This is a genomic window from Bartonella sp. AP58NXGY (genome assembly GCF_042195785.1).
GTDB lineage: Bacteria > Pseudomonadota > Alphaproteobacteria > Rhizobiales > Rhizobiaceae > Bartonella.
This window is the reverse complement of sequence record NZ_JBHIOY010000001.1, coordinates 106,612-126,087: the sequence shown is the minus strand read 5'-3', so window position 1 is coordinate 126,087 and position 19,476 is coordinate 106,612. Positions and strand designations below refer to the sequence as shown.

Below are 19,476 nucleotides of genomic sequence, written 5' to 3'. Positions count from 1 at the left end.
AATAAAGCGCTTGCTTTTGCTGTTATCTGTAAATCAATTCAGATCTCATGGAGCAGTATGGTTGAGATAAATGAATAAATGTTAAGGCAGTTCAGTATGTTCTTTACTGTTGCAACTTTTTTATGTCGGAGTGAAACAAGAGTATTGTATATATCTGTTTAAGTAATTTTTGCAACGAGGATATAGCTAAAGTTGAGGAGAATATAAAAGCATAAAAGTAGAAAATTCCAGCTTTGCCACCTCTTTTTCACTTAGCTTTGCGCCTTTCAGAAATATTCAAAGTAGTATTTAAATAATGCAATACATAGTCCCTCACGCTTTTGTTTTCGCGATCTTTAATAGAGGTAAATCTCTTACGCCCATACAGAAGATCATTGTGTTACAAATCTATACGCTTATTTTGAAGAAACATTTCCTAATGGATGTACCCCTATTGCATGCGATGGTGCTTGAAAGGGTATAAAACTTCATTGTACACCACTTTTTTTATGCTCATGTATGCGTAAGTTGATACTATCATTCCTCGTTTCAAACATTGCTGCATCTTACTATTGAGAGCATTAATAAGAGGTATTTTAAGCTTTCTATAGTATTTATATACCAAGTTCATTTGTAACGTACAAGCCAACGGTTTTTATTGATTTGAAATGTGAGAGTTAACATGACAAAATATTCTTATATTCAGACTTCTCATTTAGGATTTTATACTATAAATATATAAATTATTATTATAAATAAATGTATTATAATTCTTCATAAAGGGATATTTAATTGACATTTTTTCATGTTCAATGATTGAAAAAAGTCAAATTTTTAAAACCCAAATTATAGTTTTCAGTCGAACTTCGTTTGACAATTTCATTAAAGAAAAATTGAGATAGGTTACTAAAGCGGTTGAGTGATTGCTTATCTTGATGATAGGTTAATTTTATATGATAAGAAACTTTATTTTTATCTTACAAAATCAATGGTTGTATATATTCTTATTCATTGTTAAGTATCCATAGGTATAAATTAATGAATTGAATATAGGGCGTCGCTTAAAAAATTTTCAAAATTTTGCTTTCCAATTTTATACATAAGATCATAAAATAATGACGTTTTTTGACACCTATTTTGTTTAATTTTTTACTGTCAATTTTTAAAGGACGTTTTTTGTGTTTCATCTTCATAAATTAAAAGAAAATTGACGATTTTCAGGGGGATGGATAGAGTAAAGCTTTGTTTTATTGTTTTCACTTTTCCTAAATTCTATTAAGAGATGGTAAAAAGTGATGAGGAGGCTCTATTAATGGATGATGCTAAAAACGGTGCTGTAGATGTTTTGGAAAAACAAGCAGCATTTTTATCGTCTGCTTTACCTTATATGCAAAAATACGAAAATGAAACGGTCGTGGTAAAATATGGCGGCCATGCTATGGGTGATCCTACTTTGGGGCGAGCATTTGCACGCGATATTGCTCTATTAAAGCAATCAGGGATTAATCCTATTGTTGTTCATGGTGGTGGACCTCAAATTGCTAAAATTTTAATGAAAATGGGGATTGAATCACGATTTGAAAACGGTTTACGGGTAACCGATGAACGGATTGTTGAAGTTGTTGAAATGGTTTTAGCGGGATCCATAAACAAAGAAATTGTTGCTCTCATCAACGCTGAGGGTGAATGGGCAATAGGGTTGTGCGGCAAGGATGGCAATATGGTTTTTGCCGAAAAGGCTTATAAAACTGTCATTGATCCTGATTCTCATATTGAACGTGTTTTAGATTTGGGATTTGTTGGTGAGCCTATTGAAGTTGATCGCACATTGCTAGATCTCTTAGCGTGTTCTGAAATGATACCAGTTCTTGCTCCTGTGGCTCCAGGACGCGATGGTAAAACTTACAATATTAATGCTGATATTTTTGCTGGAGCTATTGCTGGTGCATTAGAGGCTAAACGCCTTTTATTTCTTACTGATGTTCCTGGTGTTTTGGATAAACAGGGTAAACTTTTAAAAGAATTGACAGTTTCTGAAGCTGAGAAACTTATCAAAAATGGGACAATTTCAGGAGGCATGATTCCAAAAGTAGAGACTTGTATAAAAGCCCTTCAAAACGGCGTGGAAGGTGTTGTCATTTTAAACGGTAAAACCCCTCATCCTGTTTTACTAGAACTGTTTACCGAACAGGGAGTTGGTACGCTTATTGTTTCATAAATTGTGAGGAAAATTGGAAGAGAAAGTTTTTCATGGTAAATCTAAAACAGTTTAAATATCCTTTATTAAGTAAGCCAGAATTGGCAATATTTACTGCGACAATATTGTGGGGCATTACATTTTTAGTCATTCACATTGCGGTACGCTATAGCGGTCCTCTGTTTTTTGTTGGATTTCGTTTTATTGTTGCATCTCTTATATGCGGGATAATTTTTTGGCGCTCTATAAAAGGTATAACTGTTTATGAAGTTTTCGCTGGGATGGCGATTGGTTTAGCCATGTTTTTTGGTTATGCTTTTCAAGCAGCTGGACTTCAAACAATAATTAGTAGTCAGTCAGCTTTTATCACAGCGCTTTATGTACCGATGGTTCCAATCTTGCAATGGATTGTTTTTAAAAAACCTCCCCGTTTAGCCTGTTGGATTGGCATTGTTTTCGCTTTTATTGGGCTTGTATTTGTTTCAGGACAAAAGCCAGGAAGTTTTGATTTTTCAAAAGGCGAAATTTTAACTTTGTTAGGCGCTTTAGCGATTGCTGGAGAAGTCATACTCATCGGAATTTTTGCGAATAAGGTTGATAGTCGGCGTGTAACCATTATTCAGTTATTTTTTAGTGGTTTTTTTTCATTTGCTTGTATGCCTTTGATGGGTGAAAGCATCCCTGAATTTTCGTGGGTGTGGTTTAATATTGGTATAGGATTGGCATTAATGAGCGCCATCATTCAGTTAGCTATGAATTGGGCACAAAAGTCTATTTCCCCTACGCGTGCGACACTCATTTACGCCGGTGAACCGGTATGGGCTGGTATTGTTGGGCGTTTGGCTGGAGAACATTTATCTCCCTTAGCTTTATTGGGCGGTTTGCTTATTCTGATTGGGATCATTGTGGCTGAATTACAACCTTCACAATGGCGTAAAAAAAATAAAGCAATTAAAAAAATTGATTAGCTATACATTTTTTTATTATGATTTTATTGCATGAGATTTTTACTTGTAGAGTTTTCATTTTTGAGGCTTTTTTTAATAGTAAGATGGAGAAGCTCTATAAGCTGTCTAGCTTTTATATGACAAACTGGAGCAAGAGTATGCTTCTATCTGTTTTCTAACCTCTGAAAAGGCAAAACAAACTTCATTGAGCCAAGCATGAAGTTGTAAAAGTGAAAATTAACGCGCATCTTTACGATCATTTTTAAATTCAGCTTTAACAATTTTCCAAAACATCTACGGTAATATTTTTTAATAATGAAAATTATGCACCGTCGCACGTTATTCCTTTTGTTCTTTAACTCCCATGCAAAATAGAAACGCTCAAAGCAGGCCCCATAATGGTGTACATTAACGCACTTTTTTAAAAGACATATTTTTTCAATGGATGTTGTACCCATTGATGGTCCATGTGAAATGTATAAAGGACATGAAATATCACCATTTTTACTTAAAATAAAAAGTTAAAGTTAATAGCATTATTTTCTTTATTAATTCCCATTACGACAAGTTTTGGTACTTGAAAGAGTTTATTAAGAGGTATTTTACTCATTCCTTAAACGGCTTTATCCACACACCAGTCCTGTTTGTCCAGTTCTGTTTGTAATGTGTAAAAAATTTGACTAATTTACTATAAGCAAGCTTAAGATGAAAAAGGCTCGCGATATTCAGGGTTTTCATTTAAATTGCAAAACAATAAATAGTCATTATAAATCAAAGCACTAACAAAATAATAGAAGAGATTTGATGTTTTTTTATCTTTAATGAAAGAAGAAAGGCGTTATATAAAAGGGCATAAAAACTTTACTCAATAAAGCCTATTTCTAAAGTTTTAAACATTGAGAAGAAAATTATCTCTCTCAATATCCATTTTATTTTATAAGATTGCTGAAAAAAACAGATTATTGCGTACAAATAAAAAAGCATTTCTTGCGAATTTTATTGCAAGCTTTAGTGATATACGCATCCATAATTGCGTTGCATATTCACGGGCTTGTTTTAAAGAAACATCTCTTAACGCTCTCAATCCCATTTCGCGACGGTGCCTATGAATAGTATAACGGTAAATCCATTGAGCACCTCCATCTTTACGCTTATGAAAAAGTAAGTCGGCACCATCATTATATTTGCAAGCTCGTGGGTGTTGCCGACAGCTCTTGCATTAAAACGGGTTCATAAGAGCCATTTTAGTTCTTTCTTATATAAATTTTATCCACACACTTATGCCGCTTGTAATGTGCAAGCAAGTGATTTTAATTGATTCAAGAGATACAGATTTGAAATGAGAGAATCTTACGGTACTCAAGGTTTTAATTCAATATAAATAATGCTAAATTATATTTATAAATCAATATCTTATTATATAATGCCAGCATATGAGTTATCAAACAAGATGTGAAAAGGTCATTTTAGCACCCTTGGATTTAATTTAGCAAACAAAAGCCTCATTTTTTAGGCTATGAAAAGTTGTGTTTTGAGAAGCTTTTTAGGTTTATATTCCTTTGATAGAAGCCGGAGCATAATTGGTCTTTGCGTTTTGTATTATTCTTTGCTAAATCGCCTTATATGACAATAGATCGTAATTATATTCGTAATTTTTCCATCGTGGCGCATATTGATCACGGCAAATCCACTTTAGCTGATCGTTTGATTCAAATAACAGGTGGGCTTGAAACACGTGAGATGAAAGAACAAGTACTCGATTCCATGGATATTGAGCGTGAACGTGGAATTACTATTAAAGCACAAACGGTACGTTTACACTATAAGGCAAAGAATGGTGAAACCTATATTTTAAATCTTATGGATACACCTGGTCATGTGGATTTTGCTTATGAGGTTTCGCGTTCATTGGCAGCTTGTGAAGGTTCTCTGTTAGTGGTGGATGCAAGCCAAGGCGTAGAGGCGCAGACGTTAGCAAATGTTTATCAAGCCATTGATAATTCCCATGAGTTAGTTGTTGTTCTCAATAAAGTTGATCTTCCAGCAGCAGAACCTGAGCGTGTTAAAGAACAAATTGAAGATGTGATAGGCATTGATACATCTCAAGCAGTAGAAATATCAGCAAAAACAGGTTTGGGTGTTCCTGATGTTTTGGAGGCAATTGTTGCACAATTACCACCTCCACGTACAGGCGATGTTGCAAATCCCTTGAAAGCAATGTTGGTTGATAGCTGGTATGATGCATATCTTGGTGTCATTGTTTTGGTACGGGTGATAGATGGTATTTTAAAAAAAGGCCAAACCATTCGTATGATGGGTACAGGAGCAAAGTATCCAGTTGAGCGCGTTGGGGTTTTTACACCTAAAATGGTACAAGTTGATGAATTAGGACCAGGCGAGATTGGTTTTATCACTGCTTCTATCAAAGAGGTAGCAGATACACGGGTTGGGGATACGATTACTGAAGAGCGTCGTCCTTGTGAAAATGCTTTGCCTGGTTTTAAGCCGGCGCAACCTGTTGTCTTTTGTGGACTTTTTCCAATTGATGCTGCCGATTTTGATGATTTGCGTGCAGCCATGGGCAAATTACGCTTAAATGATGCGAGTTTTTCTTTTGAAATGGAAACATCTGCGGCTTTGGGGTTTGGTTTTCGCTGTGGCTTTTTGGGACTTCTGCATCTTGAAATTATTCAAGAGCGATTAGAGCGTGAGTTTAATTTGGATTTAATCGCGACAGCACCTTCGGTTGTTTATCGCATGAATATGAATGATGGCTCTGTTAAAGAGTTGCACAATCCAGCGGATATGCCTGATATGGTTAAAATTTCTTCCATAGAAGAACCATGGATTCGGGCGACAATCATGACTCCTGATAATTATCTTGGGTCAATTTTAGAGCTATGTCAAGAGCGGCGCGGGGTACAGGTTGGTTTGTCCTATGTTGGAACCCGTGCTATGGTAACGTATGATTTACCACTGAATGAAGTTGTTTTTGATTTTTATGATCGGCTAAAATCGATTTCAAAGGGTTATGCTTCTTTTGATTATCAAATGACAGATTATGCAGAAGGTGATTTAGTTAAAATGTCTATTTTGGTGAATGGAGAGCCTATTGATGCATTGTCTATGCTTGTTCACCGTACGATTGCAGAAAAGCGCGGGCGTTCCATGTGTGAAAAACTGAAAGATCTTATTCCCCAGCATATGTTTCAGATTCCAGTTCAAGCGGCTATTGGTGGTAAAGTTATAGCGCGTGAAACGATTCGTGCTTTGCGTAAAGATGTAACAGCGAAATGTTACGGGGGTGATGTTACGCGTAAGCGCAAACTTTTGGAAAAGCAAAAAGAAGGCAAAAAGCGGATGCGCCAATTTGGAAAAGTAGAAATTCCACAATCGGCATTTATTCAAGCGCTCAAAATGAACAAATAACGAAAAAAGGGGTATTTTCTCTCATTGATTGCGCTTTTGATTTTGTCGATTGATTCCGTTGTTCAAGAGTGCTTTTTAATGGAAATTGCGCAATATTCACACTTTTTGGTATAATGTTTTTCATTGTGTCATATTGCTCACGTAAAACAGAATACTTTAAATAAAATACATCTGTTGTGTTGCACGTTTACGCACTTGTTTCAAAGAAACATTTCTCAACGCAACAAGCTCCATTTCACAATGGGTGCTTAAAAAAATATAATGTAAAATACACTGTGAATGATATAAAATCCATTTGGCATTACCGCCTTTACGCGTCAGAAAGGTGCAAAGCGCACCCATCATACTCTTTTTCAGCTCAAAATATTATTGACAGTTCTTATCACTTGAGAGAATTCATAAAAGTATTTCACTCTTTTCTTAAATTGTTTCTTACCTACACGCCAACTACGTTTGTAACGTGCAAGGAAATGATAGTGATTGATTCACTATGAAAGGATTTGAAATGAGAGAATCCTTGTATTTGAGGTTATTATTCAAGTTAAAAAACGAGAAAATATTATTATTGCATTAATCTTGTGTCTAAGAACGTAAAAGATCATTAATGGATGTTTTTTCTCGTGTTTTTTGATCAACGCGTTTTACAATAACAGCACAATAAAGGTTTGGGCCTGCTTCACCATTTGGTAAAGGTTTTCCGGGGAGAGAACCTGGTACAACCACTGAATAGGCTGGTACTTCACCAATAAAAATTTCACCTGTTGTACGATCAATAATCTTTGTTGATTTTCCAATAAAGACTCCCATTCCCAAAACAGCACCTTCACGGATAATACAGCCTTCAACAATTTCAGAGCGAGCACCGATAAAGCAATGATCTTCAATGATTGTTGGATTTGCTTGCAGTGGTTCTAAAACACCTCCAATACCAACACCACCAGAAAGATGGACATGTTTACCAATTTGTGCACAAGAACCAACGGTGGTCCATGTATCGACCATTGTGCCCTCATCGATAAAAGCACCAAGATTGACAAAGGATGGCATCAATATAACATTGGGTGCAATGTAAGCAGAATGACGTACAATGGCTCCAGGAACGGAACGGAAATCAGCACTTTTAAAATCTGCCTCTTGCCAACCAGAGAATTTTGAAGGAACTTTATCCCACCAATGTGTTCCATTTACACCACCAGCAATAATTTGCATAGGATTAAGCCGAAAAGAGAGTAAAACCGCTTTTTTCAACCATTGATGAACATGCCATTGTCCATTTTTTTGTCGTTCTGCAACACGGATTTCACCTTTATCAAGAAGGTTCAATGCATGTTCAACACTCTCACGTATTTCGCCTTTTGTGGTAGTATCGATAGAATCACGATCATCAAATGCTTTTTCGATAATGATTGCGAGTTGCGTGAGATGGGTCATGAGGAATGTTCCGTTAAACAAGTTGAAAGCTTCAGGATTTATTCTTTATGACTTACGCGAAGAAATGTTTTCAGTCAATAAAACGATGAGGAAGTAGGACAAGTGCATGAAAAAAAGCTGTAAAGAAAAAAGAAAAGCAGAGCAAGAAAACTGGACACCACTTCTCCATACGAAGGATGCTCTACAACAAATCCATAAAGTCTCTAATTCAGCACAGGTGCGTTCGTCTACTTATCGTTTAGCTTATATCGATCAAGAGTTTATGATGCGTCCAGAGCTGCGCTCACAACGTATTAGTCTTGAATTTTTAAAGCCGGAAATAACCCTTAAAGAATATGATATTCAATCAACAGTTGTTTTGTTTGGTGGTGCGCGCATTCCTGAACCTGGGCAAGCAGCGTGGGCTGCAAAGAATGAAATACAAAAGAAAAATTTGCATGCTATGTCACATTATTACGATGAAGCAAGAGAGTTTGCGCGTTTGTGCTCACTTTATTCTGCTACGACAGAATATCGTGAATTTGTGGTTGTTACGGGGGGCGGACCAGGAATCATGGAGGCGGGAAATCGTGGTGCTTGTGATGTTGGGGCTCCAACGATTGGCTTGAATATTATTTTACCGCATGAGCAAGAGCCTAATTCATATGTGTCGCCGCATTTGTGTTTCAATTTTCATTATTTGGGGATGCGAAAAATGCATTTTTTAGTACGAGCGAAAGCATTAGCCATTTTTCCTGGAGGATTTGGGACTCTGGATGAACTGTTTGAAACGTTAACTTTAGTACAGACGGGGCGTATGAAACAGGTACCAATTTTATTGTTTGGCAAAGAATTTTGGAGCAATACTGTCAATTTTGAGTATCTGTCTGCACAAGGTACAATTTCTCCTACTGATATTAATTTTGTGAAATTTGTTAATACAGCAGCAGAAGCTTTTGAAGAAATTCGTTCTTTTTATAAACTGCCTTAACGACTTTTGAGATACTCACTCTTGAAGGATCATTAATACTCTACTTTGGTTAAATAAAGTCCTGAGGGGGGGGCAACAACACCACAACGTTTGCGATCTTTAGCTTGAAGAGCTGCTTCAAGTTCTTGTGTTGTCCAACGCCCAATACCCACTTCCATGAGGCTTCCTGCGAATGAACGGATTTGATGATGAAGAAAAGAACGAGCTTGCGCATAAAGGAAGATTTCCTCTCCTTCTCTTTGAACATCAAGGCGTTCAAGGGTACGAATAGGGCTTTTGGCTTGGCAATGTGCTGAACGGAAAGTTGTAAAATCATGTTGTCCAACAAGCTTTTGCGCAGCTTCATGCATAGCTTCAGCATTAAGAAGCTTTGGTATCCACCATACGCGTTTGGCATTTAGAGCTGGTGGAGAGCGGCGATTGAGAATTTTAAAAAGATAATGGCGCTTTACAGCGGAAAATCGTGCATCAAAGTCATCAGGGACATTTTGTACGTTTAAGATTGAAATTGCTTCCCTCTGTTTACGTAAGAGAGCATTGAGCGCGTCACGCACAGTATGGGGATGCCAGTTTTTTATGAAATCAACATGGGCAACTTGTCCCGTAGCATGCACCCCTGCATCCGTTCGTCCTGCTGTTGTTATGGTCAATTGTTGTCCACTGAAGCAAAAAATTGCTTGTTCAAGAGCTCCTTGTATCGTGTGAAGTTCTGCTTGACGCTGCCAACCAGCATAATTTGAACCATCATATTCAAGAGTGAGTTTAAAACGTGGCATATTAAAAAACAGCAGAAATATGGGCGCCTCGCAAGAATGTTGCGCTATCAAGAATTTTACCGCCAGATCTTTGAAGAGAGGTTATTTCTATCCGTCCTTGTCCACAATGAATAATCAAAGAATTTGGTTCTATCCTCCCAATTTCAAAAGAAGCTCCTGTTGTTAAGCGACTTTCAATAATTTTTACGCGTTCTTCTCGTCCACCGATATTCATATTGCACCAGCAACTAGGAGAGGGAGAGAGCGCACGGATATGTCTATGAATAAACTCTGCAGGTTTTGTCCAATCAATGCGGGTTTCTTCTTTTCTAATTTTGGCCGCATAGGTGATGCCTTCCTCTGATTGTGGGGTCAGTTTAAGTTGTCCTTTTTCAAGGGTTGATAAAGTTTCTACCATAAGTTCTGCGCCAATATGTGAAAGTCTGTTTGAAAGCTCAGCAGTGGTTGTGTTATCAGTAATGGGGATGGAGCGAGAAAGAGCGATAGGCCCTGTATCAAGTCCTTCATCCATTTTCATGATCATGATACCTGTTTCTTTATCACCAGCCATAATTGCTCGTTGAATAGGCGCAGCACCACGCCAACGTGGTAAGAGTGAAGCGTGGGTATTAAAACAACCAAAACGCGGTGCTTCGAGAATAGCTTTGGGTAACAGGAGTCCATAAGCCACCACAATAGCAGCATCAACAGAAAGTGCTGCAAATTTCTCTTGTTGTTCGGCTGTTTTAAGTGTTTGAGGCGTAAAGATAGGAATAGATTTTTCTTTTGCTACGGTGTGAACAGCTGAAGGGACTAATTTAAGCCCCCGACGTCCTGCTGGACGAGGGGGTTGACTATAAACAGCGACAACATCATGACCAGCATCCAATAAAGCGTGTAAAATGGGAACAGAAAAATCTGGTGTTCCCATAAAACTTAACCGTAATGCCATTACAAAACTGCTTCCTGTGTGTTTTTTTCTTTTGCGCGTTTTTTAAATTTTCGTATCACCATATCGCGTTTAATCTTTGAAATGTAATCAATAAAAAGACGCCCATTTAAATGATCAATTTCATGCTGTAAGCAAGTCGCCAAGAGATCATCTGCTTCGATTTCTGTCTGTTTTCCTTCACGGTCCTGATAGCGAACGCGCAGACGTTTAGGGCGTTCAACTTCCGCAAAATAGTCAGGAATAGAAAGACAACCTTCTTTATAAATATTGCGCTCATCTGAAAGCCATAAAATCTCAGGGTTGATAATAACAAGCGGTTTTTTCTGCTCATCTTCAGAATTTCCAGAGACATCCATAACCAACATACGTAGTGGTATACCAATTTGAATAGCAGCAAGACCAACACCTTTAGAATGATACATGGTCTCCAACATATCATCTGCGAGCTTTTGGAGAGCTGAATCGACCTGCTCAACGGGTTTGGACTCTTCCCGTAAAATCGGATCAGGTAAAATAACTAAAGATCTTATTGGCATAAGAAGAGATTAATCAAAGGTTTTTTATTGGTCAATATTGAATAACGGATTCTTGCATTTTTTTACCATAAGAGCGTTATATTACCTTTTATGTTTGATTCGTTTTTTTCTATACTCGTTGGTGAGTTTTTTTCTAAATTAATCGTTTTACTTTTATTTACACTTGTCTGTTTGGCATTTTTTATGCTGATACATTCTCATCGAAAAAGAACATTTTTGGAACAAGAAACTGCTGAACGTGCGCGTGAGGCACAAATGCAGATGGCTACCTTGCTAAAAACACAAGCTGAAATGCAAGGGCGAATGCAAACGATGGCGGAAATTTTTGGTCAACGGCAAGCTGAATTGAATAAATCGCTCAGTGAGCAACTCAATGGAATGACAACAAGCTTAGGTCAAACACTTCAGGTACAGACTAAATCCACTTATGAAAATTTGAATCGTTTGCAAGAACGTTTAGCAGTGATTGATGCGGCACAAAATAATATTCAATCGCTTACGGGACAAGTTGTTCAGTTGCAATCCATTTTAAGCAATAAGCAGACACGTGGTACCTTTGGTCAGGGGCGGATGGAAGCAATTATTGCTGATGCCTTACCAGCAAATGCCTATGCTTTTCAGGCTGTTCTTTCCAACGGAAAGCGCCCAGATTGTCTTATTCATATGCCCAATAAAGCACCTTCTCTTGTTGTTGATGCTAAATTCCCTCTAGAGGCTTGGAATGCTATGCGTAAAGCCGCATCAACGCAAGAGCGTCAAGAGGCAGAACGCCAATTTCGTACCGATATGGAAGTCCATATCCGTGATATTGCGCAGAAATATTTAATTCCTGGAGAAACTCATGACACCGCTTTTCTTTTTGTGCCATCGGAATCAATTTTTGCCACAATTTATGAGGACTTTGAGGCATTGGTACAAAAAGCCAATAGAGCCCATGTGATTATTGTTTCACCATCTTTGTTGATGCTCTCTGTCCAGGTTGTACAAACCATTATGAAAGATGCGCGGATGCGTGAACAAGCGCATTTAATTCAATCGGAAGTGGCAAAACTGATGGAAGATTTTGGACGAATGGATATGCGTGTTCGCGCACTACAGAAGCACTTTTACAAAGCAGGTGAAGATATAGAGGGAATTTTAATATCATCTTCCAAAATTATGAAACGGGCAAATCGCATTGAAACTTTCGAATTAAAAGAAAATTACTCTGAGCCAACAAAAATGACAACATCCGCTCAGTCACAAACATTGCGTTTAGTTGATGAGGAATAACGCAAAACAATTTTCTTAAATATCACAAGTTAGATCACGCTCTTTATTGATTGGTAATCATTTTTTAGTATCTCTATCTTGTTTTATTTCTTAAACGAGAGGAATAGAGAATATGCGACACCTTTTGTTTTTAGGGGCATTGGTGTTTCTGCTAGGGGGCTGTGCAACAACCACTCCCACTCACACAAACAATGCTTGCGCTATTTTAGCACAAAAAAATGGTTTTTTTGATAATTGGGGAAAGGCGTCTCAAAGAGCAGAAATGCGCTATGGGATTCCTATGCCTATTATTCTTGCAACCATTAAGATGGAATCGAGTTTTCGTCACAATGCACGCCCTCCACGCAAAAAACTACTTGGTTTTATCCCATGGAAGCGTCGGTCGACAGCTTATGGTTATGCTCAAGCGCTTGACAGTACATGGGCAATGTATCTTCGTTCTACAGGAAAGTCTTTTGCATGGCGTACGAATTTCGCAGATGCTGCTGATTTTGTTGCTTGGTACCATCGTCAAAGTGTTCAACGCAATGGCGTGAGGTTTGATGATGCATATAGCCTTTATTTAAATTATCATATGGGACATGGTGCTTATGCGCGTAGTGGCGGGCATGTCACTGTTGCACTTTCACAGGCAGCACAGCGCATGGCGAGAATATCGAAGCTCTATGAACAGCAATTAAAGAGATGTGGATGGCGTTAGGGAGGATTTTGAAAATCTCAATCAGAGAATTGATGTGGTGAAATTATTTTAGGGCAAAATTTCTTATGGTGCGACAAAGTTGTCCCGTTTTTCCGGTTTTCGAATAAAATAAATTGTTATTGAATAGAATAAACTCAAGCGACAGAAAGCTTTTGCAATGCACGATATATTTGAAGATACTCTCGACATTTTTACCTCCTTTGTTAAAAAAATTTATAATAGAAACTATCTTCTATTTAGCGCTGGCATTGAGCACTGGGTGAAATACCAGAGATTATTGAAGGAAAAAATATAATCTCTTTTTTATTTTCATTATACGCATTATTGGTTGATTATTATATGAATATTTTCTTTGTTAAGCGTATAAAATAGCAATTAAAACAAATGCAGTTCGGGCATCATAAAAAGGGTAAAATATTCAATATAAAAAAACGAGAAATGCATTAAACGAAAAAACGTTATTTTGTATAAAGAGGGCACTACAGTCTTCAAAAGAACTAGGTGTATTTAGTATTGTATGAAATAAAACATACTCGTCCATCCAGTCCATCTTAATTGAAAGAAGTTATCTTATTGTATTGTAAAAACACTCCCGTTTATAGGATGATAAGGTATATGCAACTTTACATACAATGAATATTCAGAGAAAGATTTGTAACGCCTATGAAGTAACAAGTCAGTCTCCAATGTTGTGATAGCTTTTGCATTTGAGAATATTTATGAGAAGCATTTTTATTCTTTTTCTTAAATGGTTTAAGCATATTGATTTATAAAGATAATATATCGTTATTCATATTAAAGTAAGAATCTCGAATGGCGTAGGGTTCTATCGTTTCAGATCTCTTGAGGTTGAATCAATAAAACCATTGGCTTGCAGATAACAAGCACAATGGGCATGTGGATAAGAACTGTGAAAGAAAAGACTAAAAATGTTTTTTTATGAACATACATTTTCAAATGTAAGAATTATCGGTAACATTGGGAATTAGCACATATAATGATGGCACCACTTTGCTCTCACACCTCGACCTTGTTTGTGACGTGCAAGGAAAAAAATTAATTGATTCAATATATTATTTAAGCGTTAATATACCTTAGTATTGAGTAGGTATACGCTACTCAAGGTGGATAATTTTTAATTGGCAGAACATCTGATCAGGCTAAAAATACTCGAAAAAAGTTCTGATTCGCAATAATTGAGAAGCATATTTTAATATTTTATTCTCTACTCTTTGTTTAAGTACTTCATATCTTTTTAAAAAGACACCGGTAACCAACATATTATGATATTTGTGGAAATATTGTGGTAAAGGAAATTCAAATTTTGTCCTTTAAGACAAGGCGCAGGTTAAACAGCTCATTTTCTATTTCTGTGCAAAGCATAAAAAATTATCTACTTTCATGGTTGCGACAGTGAATTTTATAATCCAAAAAATGATTAAAAATGTATTATAATATCATTAAAATGCAAGGAGCAGGCGCTATTGGAATGATAATTAAATAGCACATAAACCTTTTAAATTGATGCACACATCTTTTATTATAATTGATTCCCTTGATAGAACAGTTGGTCCTTTTGGTGGAGCTAAGCGGGATCGAACCGCTGACCTCTTGCATGCCATGCAAGCGCTCTCCCAGCTGAGCTATAGCCCCTATAAAAACAAATTGTCCCAAAAAGACAGTATACAATTCCAACTTTTCTAGAACGATCAAAATTGAAGATCAAGAAGAATTTACATTCAATAGAAAAGATGTCCTCTTTTACTTCTTTTAAGCATCGTCATCATTAGAAACACCGCCTCCGAGAATATCAGTAACGTCATCATCTTCATCGTCACCATCATGAGACAAAAATGTATCATCATCATCACCAAGATCTACATCACTATCTTCTAAATCAGGAAGATCGTCATCTTTAGAATCCACATCATCATCTTCAAGAAGCATAAAAGCAGATTTTTCAAGTGCTGTATCAAGCTCTTCAGTATCAACTTCTTCTTCGTTGTTTGCTTCAGCTGCCGCAACCTCAAAATAAGAACGTGGATAAGAAATTCCTGTATAAGGCGACACAATAGGATCGCGATTTAGATCGTAAAATTTTTTTCCTGTTTCTGGATCAACACGTTTAGTTCCGAGTTCTTGTTTTGCCATAAGCCGTGCCTCTTTGATTAACTATTATTCCATTAAAAGATGAATTTTATGGTGCTTAATCGAAAAATAATGCCTTTGTCAAAGATAAATACATTGCTCCGCATAGATTTTCTCATGACGTCCTTTAAAGCATGTGCTAAAGGATGCATAATTTCATAAAAGTTAGATAGAATTAAATAGAATTTCCATGCAAAAAGCAATCCCTATAACCGCCTATAAATCGAGTAGTCTCTCTGGAAAAATTCAAATACCAGGAGATAAATCAATCTCCCATCGCTCTCTTATATTGGGAGGATTAGCAAGTGGTGAGACATATATCCACGGATTACTTGAAAGCGCTGATGTACTCAATACAGCTGCTGCTATGCAAGCTATGGGCGCTTGTATTATTAAAAAAGATGACGTTTGGATCATACGAGGAACAGGGAATGGTTGCCTCTTAGCTGCGCAAAAACCTTTAGACTTTGGAAACGCTGGAACAGGTGCTCGTTTGGTTATGGGAATGGTTGGTCCGTATCATATGAAAACAACCTTTATTGGTGATGCTTCTCTCTCTAAACGTCCAATGGGACGTATCCTTGATCCACTGCGTCTCATGGGAGTTGAAATTGAAGCAACGCACGATGATCACCTTCCTTTAACGCTTTATGGACCGAAAATGGCTAATCCGATTCGCTACCGTGTTCCAATAGCTTCCTCCCAAATTAAATCAGCAATCCTGCTTGCTGGACTCAATACCGCCGGCACTACAACTGTTATTGAACCTGTTCTGACACGAGATCATACGGAAAAAATGTTAAAAGCATTCGGTGCGCAACTTGAAATAGAAAAAGATAACGAAGGTGCGCGTTTGATTCATCTTAATGGTCAACCCCATCTTACTGGACAAACAATTCATATTCCGGGGGATCCTTCTTCTGCTGCTTTTCCAATTATCGCAGCCCTTCTTGTAGAAGACTCTGATATCACCATTGAAAATGTTTTGATAAATAACTCTCGAATAGGACTTATCGAAACATTGTGGGAAATGGGTGCTCAAATTGAATTTTTGAACCGACGTCAAACAGGTGGAGAGGATGTTGCTGATCTACGGATAAAATCATCGGTCCTTAGAGGCGTTACGGTGCCCAAAGAACGTGCTCCATCGATGATTGATGAATATCCTGCTTTGGCAGTAGCAGCAGCCTTTGCAGAAGGCAAAACAGTTATGTTAGGCATTGAAGAATTGCGTGTTAAAGAATCAGATCGGCTGTCTGCTGTTGCTCAAGGGTTAAAAATTAATTGCGTAGACTGTGAAGAAGGTCAAGATTTTCTTGTTGTTTATGGGCAAGGTTCCGCCAAAGGTTTGGGTGGTGGCCATGTCTCCACACATTTTGATCATCGAATTGCTATGTCTTTTCTCATTTTTGGGCTTGTATCAGAAAAACCTGTTACCATTGATGATAAACGAATGATCGCTACGAGCTTTCCAGAATTTATTTCTTTTATAAAACAACTTGGGGGGAAAATCGCTTGAAGCCTTTTGTTATTGCCATTGATGGACCAGCAGCTTCAGGCAAAGGAACCTTAGCACGCAAAATTGCTGCACATTATCATCTTCATCATCTCGATACTGGTCTCACTTATCGTGGTGTTGCTTATGCGCTTTTACAACAAAATTTATCTCTTCATGATGAAAGTAATGCTATTATTTATGCTAAAGAACTTGATTTTAATACCTTAAATCCTGCACTTCTTTCTTCTCATGAACTTGGTGAAGCGGCTTCAAAAATAGCGCTTAACCCTTCTGTACGCAAAATTCTTATCGACAAACAACGGGATTTTGCCAAAACTTTACCTGGAAGCGTACTGGATGGGCGTGATATCGGAACTATTGTTTGTCCTGATGCCGATATCAAGTTTTATATTCTAGCCAATATTCAAATACGCGCCAAACGCCGCTACCAAGAGATTTTAAAAAAAGGTATTCAGGCAAATTATCATGAAATTCTCGCTCAACTCGAACAGCGAGACAGTCGCGATATAACACGCAAACAAAGCCCACTAAAACCAGCAAAAAACGCCCACTTGCTTGATACGTCAGAATTGAGTATAGAAGCAACATTTGAAATTGCATGTAGTTTTATTGATCCAATCATAAAAATGCATATAATTGGATAAATTCGTCAAGGTGACTTCCGGCCTAGCGCTAACTTTTCTTCCTGTATTTAAGGAAAAAGGCAAGAAGTTGCTTATATTAACACTAACCTAGCGCTCATACCTTATTACATAAGGTGTATATTAGGAGTTCTTATGTCACAATACAATCCCACAACAGCGGATTTTGAAGCCCTTTTAACAGAATCTTTTCAAACTAATGATCTTAATGAAGGGTCTGTTGTTAAAGGCCGTGTTATTGCAATTGAAAAAGACATGGCCATTATTGATGCTGGACTTAAAGTCGAAGGACGTATTCCTCTCAGAGAATTTGGAGTTAAAGCAAAAGACGGCTCTTTGCAAGTTGGCGATGAAGTTGAGGTTTACATTGAACGCATTGAAAATGCGATGGGTGAAGCTGTTTTATCGCGTGAAAAAGCACGGCGCGAAGAAAGTTGGGTTCGTTTGGAAGAAAAATTCAACGCTGGTGCACGCGTTGATGGCGTTATCTTTAACCAAGTAAAAGGTGGTTTTACAGTCGATCTTGATGGTGCCATAGCTTTCTTGCCTCGCAGCCAAGTTGATATTCGTCCCATTCGTGATGTTTCACCTCTCATGCATAATTTACAGTCCTTTGAGATTTTGAAGATGGATCGTCGTCGTGGCAATATTGTTGTCTCACGTCGCACTGTCTTAGAAGAAAGTCGCGCCGAGCAACGTTCAGAAATCGTACAAAATCTTGAAGAAAATCAAATCGTTGAAGGTGTGGTGAAAAATATCACAGACTATGGTGCTTTTGTTGATCTTGGTGGGATTGATGGTCTCTTACACGTCACAGATATGGCATGGCGGCGTGTTAATCATCCATCTGAAGTCCTCACAATTGGTCAAACGATTAAAGTTCAGATTATTCGCATCAATCAAGATACGCACCGTATTTCTCTTGGAATGAAACAGCTTGAAAGTGATCCTTGGGAAAGCATCAGTGTCAGATATCCGATTGGTAAAAAAATTACGGGTGCTGTTACCAACATTACTGATTACGGTGGTTTTGTTGAAATTGAACCAGGAATCGAAGGGCTAATCCACGTTTCTGAAATGAGTTGGACAAAGAAAAATGTTCATCCTGGAAAAATTCTGTCTACATCACAGGAAGTAGAAGTGGTTGTTCTTGAAATTGATCCTTCTAAACGGCGTATTTCTCTTGGTTTAAAGCAAACATTTGAAAATCCATGGGAAGCTTTTGCCAATAAATTTCCTGTCAATTCGCAAATTGAAGGAGAGGTTAAAAATAAAACAGAATTTGGTCTCTTTATTGGGCTTGAAGGCGATGTTGACGGTATGGTTCATCTGTCTGATCTTGATTGGAACCGTCCTGGTGAACAAGTCATTGATACTTACAATAAAGGCGATATCGTTAAAGCTGTGGTTCTTGATGTTGACATTGAAAAAGAGCGTATCTCTCTTGGAATTAAGCAGCTTTCCAGCGATAAAGTTGGAGAAGCAGCTGCTTCTGGCGAATTGCGAAAAGGTGCAGTTGTAACATGCGAAGTGATTGCTGTTAACGACAATGGCATTGATGTGAAATTGATTGACCACAACCTTGAGACAACCATTCGGCGTGTTGACTTAGCGCGTGATCGTGATGAACAACGTCCTGAGCGTTTTGCAATTGGGCAAAAGGTTGATGCTCGCATCACAGCATTTGATAAAAAAACACGTAAAATTTCAGTATCAATCAAAGCGTTAGAAATTGCAGAGGAAAAAGAAGCTGTTGCACAATATGGCTCTACAGACTCAGGTGCTTCTCTTGGTGATATTCTGGGTGCAGCTTTGAAAAAACAAGAACAAGATTAATTATCAATCATTAAAGTTGATGTTGTTATTAAGGTCACTCATTTTAAGAGTGACCTTTTTATTTTCTAAAGAAATTGTCTGCTTATTTTTTAATTATTGCGTCAAAAATTGCAAATACTTGCAAATAAAAACAAAAAGTTTGTTTTTTATCTATCAACGGTTCA

General features: G+C 37.5%; 14 protein-coding genes, 1 tRNA gene and 1 pseudogene. 9 read left to right on the top strand and 7 right to left on the bottom strand.

What is annotated here, in order from left to right; all coding sequences use genetic code 11:
* The first annotated feature begins 1,291 nt into the window (after positions 1 to 1,291).
* Positions 1,292 to 2,197 (top strand): acetylglutamate kinase, encoded by a 906-nt coding sequence (gene argB, locus ACFINC_RS00455; RefSeq protein WP_375615618.1) that lies wholly within the window; start codon positions 1,292 to 1,294, stop codon positions 2,195 to 2,197.
* A 32-nt stretch (positions 2,198 to 2,229) separates the two neighbouring features.
* On the top strand, positions 2,230 to 3,144 hold the full coding sequence (locus ACFINC_RS00450) for a DMT family transporter (RefSeq protein WP_375615617.1): 915 nt from the start codon (positions 2,230 to 2,232) through the stop codon (positions 3,142 to 3,144).
* Between the two features lie 1,012 nt (positions 3,145 to 4,156).
* Here the strand turns inward: ACFINC_RS00450 and ACFINC_RS00445 are convergent.
* Positions 4,157 to 4,366 (bottom strand): annotated as a pseudogene (locus ACFINC_RS00445) (Arm DNA-binding domain-containing protein); the annotation flags it as partial.
* Between the two features lie 380 nt (positions 4,367 to 4,746).
* On the opposite strand from ACFINC_RS00445, the gene lepA reads away from it, so the two are divergent.
* A complete protein-coding gene (gene lepA, locus ACFINC_RS00440) occupies positions 4,747 to 6,552 on the top strand; it encodes a translation elongation factor 4 (protein ID WP_375615752.1) in 1,806 nt (601 codons plus the stop codon).
* A gap of 582 nt (positions 6,553 to 7,134) precedes the next feature.
* Here lepA and dapD read toward each other — a convergent pair.
* A complete protein-coding gene (dapD, locus tag ACFINC_RS00435; protein ID WP_375615616.1) occupies positions 7,135 to 7,983 on the bottom strand; it encodes a 2,3,4,5-tetrahydropyridine-2,6-dicarboxylate N-succinyltransferase in 849 nt (282 codons plus the stop codon).
* Positions 7,984 to 8,089: 106 nt separating this feature from the next.
* Between dapD and ACFINC_RS00430 the strand changes: the two genes are divergently transcribed.
* Positions 8,090 to 8,953: an LOG family protein gene (locus ACFINC_RS00430; RefSeq protein WP_375615615.1), complete on the top strand. Its 864-nt coding sequence runs from the start codon at positions 8,090 to 8,092 to the stop codon at positions 8,951 to 8,953.
* Positions 8,954 to 8,985: 32 nt separating this feature from the next.
* Here the strand turns inward: ACFINC_RS00430 and truA are convergent, their stop codons facing one another.
* From truA to def, 3 genes are read right to left on the bottom strand one after another with little or no spacing between them, the layout of a single operon-like run.
* Entirely contained in the window at positions 8,986 to 9,729 is a 744-nt protein-coding gene (gene truA / locus ACFINC_RS00425; protein ID WP_375615614.1) for a tRNA pseudouridine(38-40) synthase TruA, read from the bottom strand.
* 1 nt (position 9,730) lies between these two features.
* Positions 9,731 to 10,660 (bottom strand): methionyl-tRNA formyltransferase, encoded by a 930-nt coding sequence (fmt, locus tag ACFINC_RS00420; protein ID WP_375615613.1) that lies wholly within the window; start codon positions 10,658 to 10,660, stop codon positions 9,731 to 9,733.
* Positions 10,660 to 11,196: a peptide deformylase gene (gene def, locus ACFINC_RS00415; RefSeq protein ID WP_375606155.1), complete on the bottom strand. Its 537-nt coding sequence runs from the start codon at positions 11,194 to 11,196 to the stop codon at positions 10,660 to 10,662. The genes fmt and def overlap by 1 nt, the downstream gene beginning before the upstream one ends.
* A 90-nt stretch (positions 11,197 to 11,286) precedes the next feature.
* On the opposite strand from def, the gene ACFINC_RS00410 reads away from it, so the two are divergent.
* On the top strand, positions 11,287 to 12,468 hold the full coding sequence (locus ACFINC_RS00410; protein ID WP_375615612.1) for a DNA recombination protein RmuC: 1,182 nt from the start codon (positions 11,287 to 11,289) through the stop codon (positions 12,466 to 12,468).
* 112 nt (positions 12,469 to 12,580) lie between these two features.
* On the top strand, positions 12,581 to 13,168 hold the full coding sequence (locus tag ACFINC_RS00405; protein ID WP_375615611.1) for a hypothetical protein: 588 nt from the start codon (positions 12,581 to 12,583) through the stop codon (positions 13,166 to 13,168).
* Positions 13,169 to 14,745: 1,577 nt separating this feature from the next.
* Here the strand turns inward: ACFINC_RS00405 and ACFINC_RS00400 are convergent.
* Positions 14,746 to 14,821: transfer RNA gene (locus ACFINC_RS00400), tRNA-Ala, on the bottom strand.
* 117 nt (positions 14,822 to 14,938) lie between these two features.
* Positions 14,939 to 15,319 (bottom strand): TIGR02300 family protein, encoded by a 381-nt coding sequence (locus ACFINC_RS00395; RefSeq protein WP_375611400.1) that lies wholly within the window; start codon positions 15,317 to 15,319, stop codon positions 14,939 to 14,941.
* A 187-nt stretch (positions 15,320 to 15,506) separates the two neighbouring features.
* On the opposite strand from ACFINC_RS00395, the gene aroA reads away from it, so the two are divergent.
* From aroA to rpsA, 3 genes are all read left to right on the top strand, one after another.
* Entirely contained in the window at positions 15,507 to 16,835 is a 1,329-nt protein-coding gene (aroA, locus tag ACFINC_RS00390; RefSeq protein WP_375615610.1) for a 3-phosphoshikimate 1-carboxyvinyltransferase, read from the top strand.
* Positions 16,832 to 17,479, top strand: coding sequence for a (d)CMP kinase (gene cmk / locus ACFINC_RS00385; RefSeq protein ID WP_375608961.1), 648 nt, complete (start codon positions 16,832 to 16,834; stop codon positions 17,477 to 17,479). Before aroA ends, cmk begins: the two co-directional genes overlap by 4 nt.
* 132 nt (positions 17,480 to 17,611) lie before the next feature.
* Positions 17,612 to 19,312, top strand: coding sequence for a 30S ribosomal protein S1 (gene rpsA / locus ACFINC_RS00380; RefSeq protein WP_375615609.1), 1,701 nt, complete (start codon positions 17,612 to 17,614; stop codon positions 19,310 to 19,312).
* Positions 19,313 to 19,476 lie beyond the last annotated feature (164 nt).

Coding starts and splice junctions, on each gene's coding strand:
- dapD (WP_375615616.1), bottom strand. CDS start 7,983: ATGACCCATCTCACGCAACTCGCAATCATTATCGAAAAAGCATTTGAT.
- rpsA (WP_375615609.1), top strand. CDS start 17,612: ATGTCACAATACAATCCCACAACAGCGGATTTTGAAGCCCTTTTAACA.
- aroA (WP_375615610.1), top strand. CDS start 15,507: ATGCAAAAAGCAATCCCTATAACCGCCTATAAATCGAGTAGTCTCTCT.
- ACFINC_RS00405 (WP_375615611.1), top strand. CDS start 12,581: ATGCGACACCTTTTGTTTTTAGGGGCATTGGTGTTTCTGCTAGGGGGC.
- ACFINC_RS00395 (WP_375611400.1), bottom strand. CDS start 15,319: ATGGCAAAACAAGAACTCGGAACTAAACGTGTTGATCCAGAAACAGGA.
- ACFINC_RS00410 (WP_375615612.1), top strand. CDS start 11,287: ATGTTTGATTCGTTTTTTTCTATACTCGTTGGTGAGTTTTTTTCTAAA.
- def (WP_375606155.1), bottom strand. CDS start 11,196: ATGCCAATAAGATCTTTAGTTATTTTACCTGATCCGATTTTACGGGAA.
- ACFINC_RS00430 (WP_375615615.1), top strand. CDS start 8,090: ATGAAAAAAAGCTGTAAAGAAAAAAGAAAAGCAGAGCAAGAAAACTGG.
- lepA (WP_375615752.1), top strand. CDS start 4,747: ATGACAATAGATCGTAATTATATTCGTAATTTTTCCATCGTGGCGCAT.
- ACFINC_RS00450 (WP_375615617.1), top strand. CDS start 2,230: ATGGTAAATCTAAAACAGTTTAAATATCCTTTATTAAGTAAGCCAGAA.
- argB (WP_375615618.1), top strand. CDS start 1,292: ATGGATGATGCTAAAAACGGTGCTGTAGATGTTTTGGAAAAACAAGCA.
- truA (WP_375615614.1), bottom strand. CDS start 9,729: ATGCCACGTTTTAAACTCACTCTTGAATATGATGGTTCAAATTATGCT.
- fmt (WP_375615613.1), bottom strand. CDS start 10,660: ATGGCATTACGGTTAAGTTTTATGGGAACACCAGATTTTTCTGTTCCC.